This is a genomic window from Microbacterium sp. Y-01 (assembly GCF_003856715.1).
Lineage (GTDB): Bacteria > Actinomycetota > Actinomycetes > Actinomycetales > Microbacteriaceae > Microbacterium > Microbacterium algeriense.
Genome location: NZ_CP024170.1, coordinates 3,376,356 through 3,389,589 on the forward strand (window position 1 = coordinate 3,376,356; position 13,234 = coordinate 3,389,589).

Annotated in this window: 13 protein-coding genes; 5 read left to right on the plus strand and 8 right to left on the minus strand. The window is 71.1% G+C overall.

Features of this window, described 5'->3' with window-relative positions; genetic code table 11:
• Window positions 1-120: 120 nt before the first annotated feature.
• From CSX12_RS16235 to CSX12_RS16245, 3 genes are read right to left on the minus strand one after another with little or no spacing between them, the layout of a single operon-like run.
• On the minus strand, window positions 121-1,446 hold the full coding sequence (locus CSX12_RS16235) for an MFS transporter (RefSeq protein WP_124896461.1): 1,326 nt from the start codon (window positions 1,444-1,446) through the stop codon (window positions 121-123).
• Window positions 1,443-2,372, minus strand: a complete 930-nt coding sequence (locus tag CSX12_RS16240) for a polysaccharide deacetylase family protein (RefSeq protein WP_124896462.1) — start codon at window positions 2,370-2,372, stop codon at window positions 1,443-1,445. Before CSX12_RS16240 ends, CSX12_RS16235 begins: the two co-directional genes overlap by 4 nt.
• A gap of 31 nt (window positions 2,373-2,403) precedes the next feature.
• Window positions 2,404-3,552, minus strand: coding sequence for an ROK family transcriptional regulator (locus CSX12_RS16245; RefSeq protein WP_124896463.1), 1,149 nt, complete (start codon window positions 3,550-3,552; stop codon window positions 2,404-2,406).
• Window positions 3,553-3,722: 170 nt separating this feature from the next.
• Here CSX12_RS16245 and CSX12_RS18755 point away from each other — a divergent pair, with 170 nt between their 5' ends.
• Window positions 3,723-4,841, plus strand: a complete 1,119-nt coding sequence (locus tag CSX12_RS18755; RefSeq protein WP_241160493.1) for a M23 family metallopeptidase — start codon at window positions 3,723-3,725, stop codon at window positions 4,839-4,841.
• A gap of 56 nt (window positions 4,842-4,897) precedes the next feature.
• Window positions 4,898-5,419, plus strand: a complete 522-nt coding sequence (locus CSX12_RS16255; protein ID WP_124896464.1) for a GNAT family N-acetyltransferase — start codon at window positions 4,898-4,900, stop codon at window positions 5,417-5,419.
• A 37-nt stretch (window positions 5,420-5,456) separates the two neighbouring features.
• Here CSX12_RS16255 and CSX12_RS16260 read toward each other — a convergent pair whose 3' ends face one another.
• Complete coding sequence (locus tag CSX12_RS16260) at window positions 5,457-6,908, minus strand: gamma-aminobutyraldehyde dehydrogenase (protein WP_124896465.1); 1,452 nt, start codon at window positions 6,906-6,908, stop codon at window positions 5,457-5,459.
• Window positions 6,909-7,007: 99 nt separating this feature from the next.
• Between CSX12_RS16260 and CSX12_RS16265 the strand changes: the two genes are divergently transcribed.
• From CSX12_RS16265 to CSX12_RS16275, 3 genes are read left to right on the plus strand one after another with little or no spacing between them, the layout of a single operon-like run.
• A complete protein-coding gene (locus tag CSX12_RS16265; RefSeq protein WP_017204185.1) occupies window positions 7,008-7,475 on the plus strand; it encodes an Lrp/AsnC family transcriptional regulator in 468 nt (155 codons plus the stop codon).
• Window positions 7,476-7,503: 28 nt separating this feature from the next.
• A complete protein-coding gene (locus tag CSX12_RS16270; RefSeq protein ID WP_124896466.1) occupies window positions 7,504-8,907 on the plus strand; it encodes an FAD-dependent oxidoreductase in 1,404 nt (467 codons plus the stop codon).
• Entirely contained in the window at window positions 8,904-9,260 is a 357-nt protein-coding gene (locus CSX12_RS16275) for a cupin domain-containing protein (RefSeq protein ID WP_124896467.1), read from the plus strand. Before CSX12_RS16270 ends, CSX12_RS16275 begins: the two co-directional genes overlap by 4 nt.
• Window positions 9,261-9,304: 44 nt before the next feature.
• Here CSX12_RS16275 and CSX12_RS16280 read toward each other — a convergent pair whose 3' ends face one another.
• From CSX12_RS16280 to CSX12_RS16295, 4 genes are all read right to left on the minus strand, one after another.
• The gene (locus CSX12_RS16280; protein ID WP_124896953.1) at window positions 9,305-10,195 is read right to left on the minus strand and encodes a site-specific DNA-methyltransferase; all 891 of its coding nucleotides are present in this window, start codon (window positions 10,193-10,195) and stop codon (window positions 9,305-9,307) included.
• Between the two features lie 176 nt (window positions 10,196-10,371).
• Window positions 10,372-11,421, minus strand: a complete 1,050-nt coding sequence (locus CSX12_RS16285) for a biotin/lipoate A/B protein ligase family protein (protein WP_124896468.1) — start codon at window positions 11,419-11,421, stop codon at window positions 10,372-10,374.
• 38 nt (window positions 11,422-11,459) lie between these two features.
• Complete coding sequence (locus tag CSX12_RS16290) at window positions 11,460-12,197, minus strand: DUF1684 domain-containing protein (RefSeq protein WP_124896469.1); 738 nt, start codon at window positions 12,195-12,197, stop codon at window positions 11,460-11,462.
• A gap of 166 nt (window positions 12,198-12,363) precedes the next feature.
• Window positions 12,364-13,215: an alpha/beta fold hydrolase gene (locus tag CSX12_RS16295; protein ID WP_124896954.1), complete on the minus strand. Its 852-nt coding sequence runs from the start codon at window positions 13,213-13,215 to the stop codon at window positions 12,364-12,366.
• Window positions 13,216-13,234 lie beyond the last annotated feature (19 nt).

The window sequence follows — 13,234 nt, forward strand, 5'->3', positions numbered from 1 at the left end:
GGTGCGCGCGCACACGTCCCCGGTCAGGCCGCCGCCCCCATCCAACACGCGACGCGCGGCGGGGTCGGCCGATGACCCTCATCCCACATCGGTATTCCGAAACACAGCGCGGAGGCGGTGTCAGAGGTCGCGCGTGCGGATGGGGTACAGCCAGAAGCAGAGCCAGGCGAGCGCGGTGAAGCCGACAGGGACGACGGCCAGCATGAGCCGGATGGCGCCGTCCACCGCATCCGGCTGGGCGTCCCCCAGCTCGGCGTCGAAACCGGAGGCCGTCAGCACCACCGCGGCGACCACGGCCTGCAGCACGACGGAGCCGCGGACCACGAAGCCGTTCACCCCGAAGTAGGCGCCCTCGCGGCGGTGACCGGTGCGCACGGCGTCCTCGTCGATGATCTGCGCGAGCACGACCTCGAGCAGCTGCAGCAGCCCCCCGACGCCCACGCCGACCGCGACGCCGACCAGCGCCGCCCCCAGCACGTCCGACGGCGCGAGGAACCCGAGCACGGCGACACCGAAGACGGCGACGCTCCACAGCAGCGCCGTCCGCGGCGACGTGCGACGGACCACCGCGCTCCACAGCACGATCGAGGGGATCGCGGTGACGAAGATCGCCCCGAGCAGCAGGCTCCCCTCCCCCTCCGCCGCGTGCAGCGAGTACCGCACATAGAACGGGACGGCGGCGAGGATCACCGCGATCGCGGTCTGCACGCACAGCGAGCCGAGGACGTACGGCACGAATGCGCGGTTGCGGAACGTGTACGTGAGCTGGTCGCGCCAGCGCATCGCCTCCGACGACGCCTCCGGGACGCGTCGCTCGATCATGCCGCCGAAGAACGACCAGACGAGCAGCACCAGGCACACGGAGGCCAGGACGACGGCCATCCCCGGCCAGCCGAGCGCGCTGTAGAGGGCGGGGGCACCGGCCGTGCCGAAGACCATCCCGAGGATCGCGAAGATCTGTCGGGGCACGTTGCCCCGCGCGCGCTCCTCCGTGGTGCGGAAGATCTCGGGGAACAGCGCCGAGATGTTCAGCACGACCACCACGAAGGCGACGTCGTACACGGCTACGACGACGAGGAACCACACGATGAGCCCGGCGGCCGGCAGCTCCGGCGGCATCCACACGAGCGCGAACGCGACGACGAGCGGCACGATGCCCAGGCCGATCCACGGGATGCGGCGACCCCAGGGCGTGCGGATGCGGTCCGAGAGCGCTCCGACGATCGGGTTCAGCACGGCGTTCAGGATGCCGTGGGCGATCATCGCGACCGCCACCCAGGCCGCAGGCACCGCGAGATGCGACACGTAGAAGTAGACGACGAAGGCCGAGAACGTCTGCGACATCAGCTGCGTGGGGAATCCCGATGCGCCGAACGCGATCGTCTGCGCGCGGCGGGGCGCGGCGTCGAGGCGACGGTCGCGCAGGCGCTCGCTCAGCGACGTCACTGGGCGGCCCCCCGTTGCAGGTCCCGCAGAGCGCGCCAGCCGATGCGCACGAGTCCCTCGTCCGCCACGGCCTGGAGCACCGCCGGGTCCCGGAGCAGTCGCGCCTCGTAGCCGCGCTTCGCCGCGCTGAAGTCGACAGCGGCGCGCAGCTCCTCGTCGTCGACCATCGGATGCAGGTAGATCTCGGTGACGCCGGCCGGCACGGCGCGCAGCAGGGCGATGAACCCGTCGCGCACCTGCTCGTAGGTCTCCTCATCCGGCGAGCCCTCCCGCAGGAGCTCGAAGGGGTGCGACCAGAGTCGATCGATGATCTCGACCCCGAACGCGTCCGCCGCGGCAGCCGCCCCGTCGAGCTGTGCCTGCAGCGCGGGGTCCTCGCCGACGCCGTCCATGCGCCGGGGAAGCCGGAACGGCAAGCCGTGCCGAGCCGCGAGCTCGAAGACCGGACGGAGGAAGTCGCGCCCGGTGATGAGGCCGTAGACCGAGCCCATGTGGTTGTCGAGGTGGGTCACGTCGACGCCGGCATCGAGCGCGGCCTGGAGCTGCGCGGAGATCTCGGCGGCGACGTCATCCTCGTGCGCGTTCCGCTCGACCGCGGCGACATCGGCGGGGAAGAATCCCGAGTCATCCACGAGGCTGGTCGCAGAACCCGTGAGCGGGCGCCACCGATAGCGCGACCACTCGCTGGTGAGCACGAGGTGCACCCCGACGTCGAGGTCGGCGCGGGAAGCCGCGAAGGCGAGGGCCTCCGGCGACCAGGAGCAGGGGACCATCACGGTCGCGGAGTCGACGCCGCCGCCGGCGAGCAGGTCGACGATCGCGGTGTTCGCGGCATGGCACATGCCGAAGTCGTCCGCGTTCAGGATGATCGCCCTGGCGCCGGGCGGCAGGCCGAGACGGTCGGCGAGGTCGGAGGGAGCGGTCATCGCGGATCCTGTCGGGTGCGGAGGGGGAGGCTCACCGACCGGCTCGGGGCGCCGGGGTGAGGATGCGGGAGAAGAGCATGCTCCGCAGCGCGGACCCCGCTTCGCTGATCGCGCCGATCAGCGGGGCCTCCGGGCCGAAGGACGAGACGCGGAACCGCAGCGGGAGCTGGGCGGCGTATTCGCCGGCGACCCGATCGACCGCCGCGACGAGGGCGGGGTGCGCGGCTTCGCCGCTGAGGATGAAAGCCTCCGGATCGAGCACGAGACCCACGCTGCCGGCGACGAGCACGATGCGTCTGCCGATCTCGGCGATGATGCGGCTCGCGGCCTCGTCTCCGCGGGCGGCCGCCTCCAGGTGCTCCGCCAGAGGGGCGTCGGCATCCCTGCCCACCCCGAGCGCGAGGTCCCCGACGACGGCGTCGCTGACGACCGGCGCTCCGATCGGCAGCGGCGTCTGCGGCAGGTACATGACCTCGCCGGCCACTCCCGAGAAGCCCCGGTGCAGGGTGCCGTCGATCACGATGCCGGCACCGAGTCCATCGTCCAGGAGCAGGAGCGCGAAGCTGGAGAGGTCGCCGCCGGCGCCGGAGGTGAGTTCGGCGAGCGCGGCGAGGTTGACGTCGTTCTCGATACGGACCGGGCAGCCGAGGGCGGCGGCGAGAGCCGATCGGAACGCCCCGCCGTCCGGGCCCAGATCGTCGCGGATGCCCCCGTCGGCGGTGACGATCCCGGGGACGCCGACGACGGCGAGGTGGATGGCCTCCTTCGCGGCCCGCACTCCGCGTCGGCAGCGCTCGATGAGGGCGACGATGTGCGCGACGCGATCGCCGTTGGCCGGGAAGTCGCCGTGTTCCTCTGCGCGCACGGCGCCGCTGGGGTCGACGAGGACGACATGCGCCGCATGGTGATCGACGTGCACGGCAGCGGCGAACCCGAGTCTCGGGTGCAGGGCGACCCGTCCGGCGGCGGGGCCCCTCGTGTCGCGGTCGACCCCGGCTGCGGCGACGGCTCCCGCCGCCTCCAGCATCCGCAGCACCTGGGTGACTGCCGTGCGCGACAGGCCGGTCCTCGCCATCAGCTCCGCCCGGGTCTGCGGACCGCTGGCGGCCAGCGCCTCGAGGATCGCGCGACCGTTGAGCGTGCGAAGCAGGCCCTGCGGTCCCGCGAGTGGTCTGGACATGTGTTCCCTGGGTCTGGTCCGTGCGCCGGTGCCCGCCCAGCCTGCCACATCGTCTCGCACGCGTCGACAGGCACGACGGCGCGATCCGGCCCCCGCTCGATTTGACGACCCCCGGGTGCGTCGCTTAGGTTACAGAACGGTAACGGTGGCATCCGGGGGGATCGACTGCCGTGCACGCCTGCTTTTCCCGGAAGGATCCCGCCACGAACTCCCTGCCTCCCGAGCGCGCCCGCGACGCGTCGGACGCCCCCGTCGAAAATCCCGCCTCCCCTCGACCGCTCCTCCGGCGAGACCTGCGGCGCTCCGCGACCGCAGAGCCGCAGCCTCCCCGCACCGCGAGCATCCCCGAAGCCGCGACGACACCCCGTGTGCAGGCGGAACCGCAGCCCGAGCCGCAGCCCGCAGAGCCGCAGCCCGAGCCGCACCCCGCAGAGCCGCAGCCCGAGCCGCACCCCGCAGGGCCGCAGCCCGCAGAGCCGCAGCCGCAGCCGCAGACCCCGCCGCAGCCGGAGCGGGGCCGCGCGTCTCGGCCTCGCGTCCGTCTCCCTCGCACCCCCTCTCGCGCCGCCCAGCCGCAGCGCCGGTGGGCGAAGGCCAAGGCGCTCGGCGCGACCTTCGCCGTCGGCGCCCTCATCACCGGAGCAGCCCTGCCGGCCATCGAGCCCGCCGTGGCTCAGGACGACACCGCGCGCGTCGCCGTGAGCGCGGACGGGATCGCCCAGTCGTACACGGCGAACGACGGCATCCGCGTCGACATCGCTCCGCGCGGCAGCTTCTCGGCGACGACGCCCGAGGAGATCAAGCAGACCCGCTCCCGCGCCGCCGCCGCTGCGGTCGCGGCCGGCATGCCCCTGGGCAGCGCGATCGACATCCCGGTCGCGGATCGCATCGTCATGCCGATGGCCGACGGGAGCTACTCGTTCAGCGACGGCTTCGGCGCCTCGCGCCCGGGACGGTCGCACCTCGGCCAGGACTTCGCGGCCGGCGTCGGAACCCCGATCAATGCCGCGATGAAGGGCTGCGTCTCCCGTTCCACCGAGAGCTACCAGGGCTACGGCGTCACGATCCAGATCGAGAGCATCGTCGACGGTCAGGCCGTGAGCACGGTGTACTCGCACATGACCTACGGAAGCCGTGCGGTCGAGGTGGGTGACTGCGTCGAAGCCGGTCAGTACATCGGCGACGTCGGATCGACGGGATACGTGTTCGGCTCCTGCCTGCACTTCGAGGTCCACATCAACACCGTGCCCGTCGACCCGATGCCGTGGCTTCAGAAGAACGTGAGCTGATCGACGCGTCCGGCGCCATTGCGACCTCGCCTCCGCCCGCCCTCTAGGGTGGATGGATGAGCCCGCTGGTGATCCGCGACGCCCGCACCGAAGACGCCGACGAGATCGCGGGCGTGCACGTCCGCTCCTGGCAGGCCGCGTATCGGGGGCTCATCGATCAGTCGGTCCTCGACGGCCTCTCGATCACCGAGCGGGCCGACGGCTGGAGACGCAACATCGCCGACCCGCTGCCGACCACGCTCGGACTCCTCGTCGCCACGCGGGACGACCAGGTCGTCGCGTGGACGTCGTTCGGATCGGGCCGCGACCCCGACGGCCTCGCGGACGGCGAGGTGTACGGCATCTACGCCGACCCCTCGGCCTGGTCGACCGGCGCGGGGCACGCGCTGCTCCAAGCCGCCGAGCAGCGCATCTCGGACTCCGGATACCGACGGGCCTATCTGTGGGTTCTCGACGGCAACGAGCGCGCGGACGCCTTCTACGCCCGGCACGGCTGGGTGGAGGACGGCGCCATCAAGATCGAGGAGCGCCCGCAGCTCACGATGAGCGAGCATCGTCGGGTGAAGCCCCTGCGCTGAGCCTCCGTGCCCGGCTCGTCCCGCCCGCGGCTCCGCGTCAGTCGAGCGCGCTCATCACGTGCTTGATGCGCGTGTAGTCGTCGAAGCCGTACTGCGAGAGGTCCTTGCCGTAGCCGGAGTGCTTGAATCCGCCGTGCGGCATGTCCGACACGAACGGGATGTGCGTGTTGATCCACACGCACCCGAAGTCGAGGTCGCGCGAGAACCGCATCGCCCGCGCGTGATCGGTCGTCCAGACCGATGCCGCCAGGGCATACGGCACGTCGTTCGCCATCGCCAGCGCCTCGTCATCGGCCGAGAACGCCTGCACGGTGAGGACCGGTCCGAAGATCTCGCCCTGCACGACCTCGTCGTCCTGTCGCACCCCGGACACGATCGTGGGCTCCCAGAAGTACCCCCGATCGCCCTGGCGGCGACCGCCGGTCTCGATCGTCGCGTGGGCGGGCAGCCGATCGATGACACCCTGCACCTGCGCGAGCTGCGCCGCACTGCTCAGGGGCCCGTAGAGCACCCCTTCCTCGTGCGGACCTCCGGTGCGGGCATGCGTGCGCGCCCGCTCGACCAGCGCCGCCACCAGCTCGTCGTGCCGCGAGGCGTGCACCAGCACCCTGGTCGCCGCCGTGCAATCCTGTCCGCCGTTGAAGAAGGCGCCTGCGATGATGCCCTCGACCGCCTTCTCGATCGAGGCGTCGGCGAATACGATCGCCGGAGCCTTGCCGCCGAGCTCGAGGTGGACGCGCTTGACGTCGTTCGCCGCCGAGCGCGCGACCGCCATGCCGGCCCGCACCGAGCCGGTGATCGCGACCATCTGCGGTGTCGGGTGCTCGACCAGCGCGACGCCCGTGTCCCGGTCGCCGAGCACGACGTTGAGGGTGCCGGCGGGCGTGTGCTGCGCGACGATCTCGGCGAGCAGCAGCGTGGTGAGCGGTGTCGACTCGGCGGGCTTCAGCACGACCGTGTTGCCGGCGGCGAGCGCGGGCGCGATCTTCCAGACGGCCATGTTCAGGGGGTAGTTCCAGGGCGTGACCTGCCCGATCACGCCGACGGGCTCGCGCCGCACGAAGGACGTGTGCCCGGCGAGGTACTCCCCCGCCGCCCTGCCCTCGAGGCTGCGGGCGGCGCCGGCGAAGAAGCGCAGCTGGTCGACCGACTGCATGATCTCGTCGGCGACCAGGCTCCCCCGCGGCTTGCCGGTGTCCTGCGATTCCAGATCCGCGAACTCCTCGGCGCGGGCCTCCATGTCGTCGGCGATGCGGAACAGCGCGAGCTGCCGCTCGGCCGGCGTCATGTCGCGCCAGAGCGGGAAGGCGGCGGATGCGGCGGCGTAGGCCGCATCCACGTCACCGGGTTCGGAGACCGGGAGCTCACCGTAGGTCTCCTCGGTGACCGGGTCGATGAGAGGCATCCGCCCCTCGCCATGCGCGGGCACGAAGCGCCCGCCGATGAAGTTCTGCAGCGGCGCGGAATCCTTCAGAAGCTGACTGAGCATGAGGTCATGGTATCGATTCCCCTGCGGAATCTGAAGATCAGAATGGACGAGACGACTGAATCGGTTGCGCAGACCGTTCGGCGGTGACAATATCGACACATGAGCGCGAAGTCGTCCCATCCCGCCCTCGATGACATCTCGAAGCGGATCGTCGAGCTGCTGCAGGAGGACGGACGCCGCCCCTACGCCGAGATCGCCCGGGAGGTCGGACTCAGCGAAGCCGCTGCCCGCCAGCGCGTGCAACGGCTGACGGAGGCGGGCGTGATCCAGATCGTCGCGGTCACCGATCCGATGCAGCTCGGCTTCCACCGCATGTCGATGATCGGCATACGCGTCTCGGGGGATCCCCGCACGATCGCCGAAGAGCTCACGGCGATCCCCGAACTCGCGTACGTGGTCGTCACCCTCGGCGCTTTCGACATCCTCGTCGAGGCCGTGTGCGAGAGCGACGAGCACCTGCTCGATCTCATCGCGACCCGCATCCGCACCATCCCCGGTGTCGCGCACACCGAGAGCATGCTCTACGCCGGTCTCTACAAAGACCTCTACAACTGGGGCACGCGCTGACGCGCGACCGCACACCTCGGAGGACACCATGGGCACCACCGTCTTCGAACGCCAGCGGCCTGCAGCGGGCGTCATCGACGCCGCGCTCCGCGACACCGCCCTGCGGGTGTTCTGGCTCGACGATGTCGATCGACCGACGCACCCGCAGCTGAACGGCACTGTCCGCACCGACCTCGCCATCGTCGGCGGAGGGTACGCCGGACTGTGGACCGCGGTGCGCGCCAAGGAGCGCGACCCCGGACGCCGCGTCGTGCTGCTGGAGGCCTCGCGCATCGCCTGGGCCGCATCCGGTCGCAACGGCGGCTTCTGCGAGTCGAGCCTCACCCACGGGCACGAGAACGGCGTGAACCGCTGGCCGGAGGAGATCGACCGGCTCGAAGAGCTGGGCCACGCCAACCTCGACGGCATCGGGGAGACGATCGAGCGTTACGGCATGGATGCCGAGTTCGAGCGCACCGGCCAGCTGGCCGTCGCCGTCGAGCCGCACCAGGTGGACTGGTACCGCGAAGAGCCCGGCTTCCTCGACCGCGAAGCCGTGCAGGCCGAGGTGCATTCCGAGACCTTCCTCGCCGGAGGCTGGGACCGCGACGGGTGCGCACTGGTGCACCCCGCGAAGCTCGGTGTGGAGCTGGCCCGCGTGGCCGTCGACCTCGGCGTCGAGATCAACGAGCACAGCATCGTCCGCGCGATCGATGGCGACGGGTCCGGTCCGATCACCCTGGCCACCCCGAACGGCCGCGTGATCGCGGACGCCGTGGCGCTCGCCACCAACGTCTTCCCCTCGCTGCTCAAGCGCAACCGGCTGATGACCGTGCCGGTGTACGACTACGTCCTGATGACCGAGCCGCTCTCGGCGGAGCAGCTCGCCTCCATCGGCTGGTCGAACCGACAGGGGCTCGCCGACAGCGCGAACCAGTTCCACTACTACCGGCTCACCGGGGACGACCGCATCCTGTTCGGTGGCTACGACGCGATCTACCACTTCGGCGGCCGGATCCGCCCGGAGTACGAGGACCGCATCGAGAGCCACCGCACGCTCGCCTCGCACTTCTTCACGACCTTCCCGCAGCTGGAGGGCCTGCGCTTCACACACCGCTGGGCCGGGGCGATCGACTCGTCGAGCCGGTTCTGCGCGTTCTTCGGAACCGCCCGTAAGGGGCGAGTGACCTATGCGACCGGCTTCACGGGTCTCGGCGTGGGAGCGGCCCGCTTCGCCGCCGACGTCATGCTCGACAAGCTGTCCGGCGAGCGGACCGAGCGCACCGAGCTGCGGATGGTGCGCGAGAAGCCGATCCCGTTCCCGCCCGAGCCCGCGGCCTCGATCGGCGTCAATCTGGTGCGCGCCGCGATGAATCGGGCCGACCACAACGAAGGCAGGCGCAACCTGTTCCTCAAGACGCTCGATGCGCTCGGCATGGGGTTCGACTCGTGAGCGCCCTCGCCGCCGGCGCCGGAGTGGATGCCACGACGCTGCCGCTCTCACATGAACCGCTGCCGGTCGACGAGGTGCTCTCCGGGGACCCGACGACCGCGGTGCACGCGCTCGGGGATCTCGGCGGCGTCGGCATCGGCGTCTGGGAGATGACACCCGGCACCGCGACCGACACCGAAGCCGACGAGGTGTTCGTGGTGCTGTCCGGACGGGCGCGCATCGACTTCACGTCTCCCGCGCTTCCTCCGCTCGAGGTCGGTCCCGGCTCCGTGGTGCGCCTCGCCGCCGGCATGCGCACCACCTGGACCGTCACCGAGACCCTGCGCAAGATCTACCTCACCCCCTCGTCCTGAGCGGCGTCGGGCCTCGCACTCCGGGAGCGGCGAGGCGCCGGGCCTCAGGAGTCGGCCGGGCGCACCTCGGCATGCGGCATCCGCGCCGTCATGATCCTGACCGCCTCGGGGTTGTCGTCCACGAGCACGGCCTCGCGTCCGAGCGCCGACGCCACGGCTCCCGTCGTGCCGCTGCCGGCGAAGAGGTCCAGCACGCGATCGCCGGGGCGACTCGACGCCGTCACGATGCGCCGCAGGATCCCCTCCGGCTTCTGCGTCGGGTAGCCGGTCTTCTCCCGTCCTGTCGTCGGCACGATCGTGTGCCACCACACATCGGTGGGGAGCTTGCCGCGCGCGGCCTTCTCGGCCGTGACCAGACCCGGCGCCATGTAGGGCTCCCGGTCGACCTCGTCGGAGTTGAACACGTACTCCCGCGGGTTCTTCACGTAGACGAGGATCGTGTCGTGCTTGGTGGGCCAGCGACGGCGCGACTTGGCGCCGTAGTCGTACGCCCAGATGAGTTCGTTGAGGAAGCAGTCCCGCCCGAACACGGCATCGAGCATGACCTTCGCGTAGTGCGCCTCGCGGTAGTCGAGGTGCAGGTAGAGCGTTCCGTCGTCGGCGAGCAGCCGCCACGCCTCCTCGAGCCGTGGCATCAGGAAGGTCCCGTAGTCGTCGAACCGGTCGTCATAGGCGCGCAGCATCCCGCGCACCCGTTCGTACGCGTGGCCGTGGAACCCGTGCCGCACCTCGGCGTCCGGAGCGGAAGCCTCCGGATCGAGGGCCTCCCCGGTCGCCTCCGCGGGGTCCTGTGCGAGGACCGTCCGTCGGGCGGTCACGACCTGCCGGCCCTGCGTGCGCCCGGTGTTGAACGGGGGGTCGAGGTACACGAGCGTGAAGGAACCGGAGGGCAGCGTCGCCGCGACCGCGAGGTTGTCCCCCTCGATGATCGACACCCGCCCCTGGCTCCCCGTGCCCTCGCCCTGGTTCCCTGAGCCCTTGCCCTGGGCCCCTGAGCCTGTCGAAGGGCCTTGGGCCCCTGAGTCTGTCGAAGGGCCTTCGGCCCCTGAGCCCTCCCCCTGGGTCCCTGAGCCTGTCGAAGGGGTCGAAGAGGTCGTCGGGATCGGGGTCGTCACGGCACCCGATGCAGCCACGCGTCGGTGGCGAACTTCGACTCCACGAGCGCTTCGGCGTCGGCGTACTCGTCGTCCGTGATCGAGCCGGTCTCGGCGTCGGTCAGCGAACGGAACGTGTCCTTGAACCGCTCGATGATCTCGGCGCGCTCGAGTCCGGTCTGGCTGCGCAACGGGTCGACGCGCTTGGCAGCCGAGGCGGTGCCCTTGTCGCTGAGCTTCTCGCGTCCGATGCGCAGCACCTCGGTCATCACCTGACCGTCGATGTCGTAGGAGAGGGTCGCGTGGTGGAGCACTCCTCCGTTGGCGAGCCGCTTCTGCGCGGCGCCGCCGATCTTGCCTGTGGGGCTCGCGATGTCGTTGAGCGGCTGGTAGATCGCGTCGATGCCGAGCGATCGCAGCGCCTGCAGCACCCAGTCGTCGAGGAACGCGTACGAGTCGGCGAACGTCATGCCCGCGACGAGGGAGGCCGGCACGTACAGCGAGTACGTGATGATCTGGCCAGCCGCCATGAGCATCGCGCCACCGCCGGAGATGCGACGGACGACGTCGAAGCCGTGCGTGGCCGCACCCTCCGGGTCGACCTCGTTGCGGTACGACTGGAACGACCCGATCACCACGGCCGACTCGTCCCACTCCCAGATGCGCAGGGTCGGACGGCGACGCCCCTCGCCCACCCGGGCGGTGAGGACCTCGTCGAGGGCGAGGTTCATCCGCGGCGAGACGGCCTTGTCGTGCACGATCTCCCAGTCGAAGTCACGCCAGCCGGGGGCGGTGACGAGGGCGCGGCGCACGGCCGTCCCCACGGCTTCGGGGGTGAAGCCGAGCAGCTGTGCGCCGTCGGGAAGCGCTCCGCGGACGGCGGCGGCGATGGCGGTCGCGTCGGACTCGACAGGGAGGCCGTTCACCGCCTCGTTGATGTCGTCCAATGCCGAGTCGGGCTCGAGGAAGAAGTCCCCGGCGAGACGGAAGCGGGCGATCCGGTCGTCCTCGATCTCGAGGTCGACGACGACGAGCTTTCCACCTGGGACCTTGTATTCTCCGTGCACGCCTCCAGCTTAAGGCGCGCCGGCCCCGATCCGGCGGGTCAGCCGCCGAGCACGACGACCCGCTCCCCCGCGCGGATGGGCGTCGAGTAGCGGTTCCCGGGCGGAGGGAGCGGGCACACGAACTGGTCGGAGAACGCGCATGGCGGCAGGTAGGCCCTGTTGAAGTCGATCACCGAAGTCCCGTCATCGGCGGGTTCGTCGATCGGGAGGAACCGGAAGCGATACGTCTCCAATCCGTTGGTGCCGTCCGCGAAGACGGCGCCGAGCGCCCCGCGGCCGTTCCTGGTCACGGTCAGCGTCTGCGGCGCCCCGGCGAGCTCGAACCGCAGCCGTCCGGCGACCGGTGTCTCCCTGGCATCGCCGTCGACCGAGGTGATGACGATCTGCTCGTCCGGGGTCTCCTCGAAGATCGCCGGCAGTCGCCACCGCTCATCCGGCGCGTAGGCGTCGATCGCGGTGAACCACTCCCGCTGCGGACGCGCCGGGTTGAGCACGCGCAGGGCGAGCGCACCGTGGCGCTCGAACACGCGCAGCTCGCGTCGTCCGAGCCGGATGCTCTCCGTGCCGCGCAGCGTGACCGTCGACCCCGCCTGTCCGAGTTCGCTGCCGCGGATGCCGCCATCGCCGGTGAGGGCCCACAGCCCGGGGATGCCGTCCACCGCGGCGGCCTCGGTGATGAGCCAGTTCGTCGATTCCAGCGCCGAGGGGCCGTACTCCGAGCCCGCGTAGCGCTCGCGCGACGCATGCCAGTCCTGCCAGTCCTTGACGAAGCTCATCGAGCGGATCCTCCCCCGCGAGGGCAGCGCCGCGCGGGCGCATCCTCGCTCATACGCGGAATACTGCCCCGAATCTACGGCGGCGCTCCGCACCCGGATGGCCTCGCGTCACACGCCTTCACCGCGCGTAACGCCGCGTCACACCCGGGAAGCCCGGGAAGGGTTCTCAGCGCGACGGGATGTGCGTGTCGAGCCAGGCGAGCACGTCGGCGCGCACCTCGTCCTGCTGCAGCTCCGCGAAGATCTCGTGCCGCGCATCGGGATAGACGAGCGTCGTGACGTCGGTCAGCCCGGATCGGCTGCGATATTCGTCGGCCAGCTTGTGCACGCTGCGCGGTCCGCCTACGGGGTCGTCGCGGCCGACCAGCAGCAGCATCGGGATGTCGCGGCCCAGGTTCTTCGCGGGGCGGCCGTAGAGCCGGGCGGCCTCGATCGGGCCGAAGAGCTTGAGCAGCGGGACGTCCGTGGTCAGGGGGTCGTCGGCGAACGCCGCCCAGATGGCGGGGTCGCGGCTGAGCCACTCCAGGCCCGTCGCCCCCTCGGCGGCCCAGCGCGCGTTCAGCGGCGCGGCGTTGAGAGAGCCCGGCGTCCGCAGCGCGGAGCCGGAGAGGATGACGGCATCCCACGCCTCCGGGTGGTCGTTGACCAGCATCTGCGCGAGGAACGAGCCCCAGGAGTGGCCGAGCAGCACGAGCGGCAGGTCGGGGTTCTCCTCGCGGATGATCCCGGTCAGCTGCCAGATGGCGTCCTTCGCCGCGCGCAGTCCGCCCTTGCCGAGCCGGCCGAGCCGCTCGGGGCCGCCGTGCTGGCGGATCCCGGTGCGACCGTGCCCGCGATGGTCGTCGGCGTACACGTGGAACCCGGCCCCGGTGAGGGCCGCGATCAGCGCACCGTACCTGCCGGCGTGCTCGCCGACGCCGTGCAGCAGCTGCACCACGCCGCGGGGTGTCCCCTCGGCGGGATGGACGTCGTAGACGATGTCGACACCGTAGGCATCGGTGAACTCACGGGTATCCATCACGCTGCGAGCCTACCGA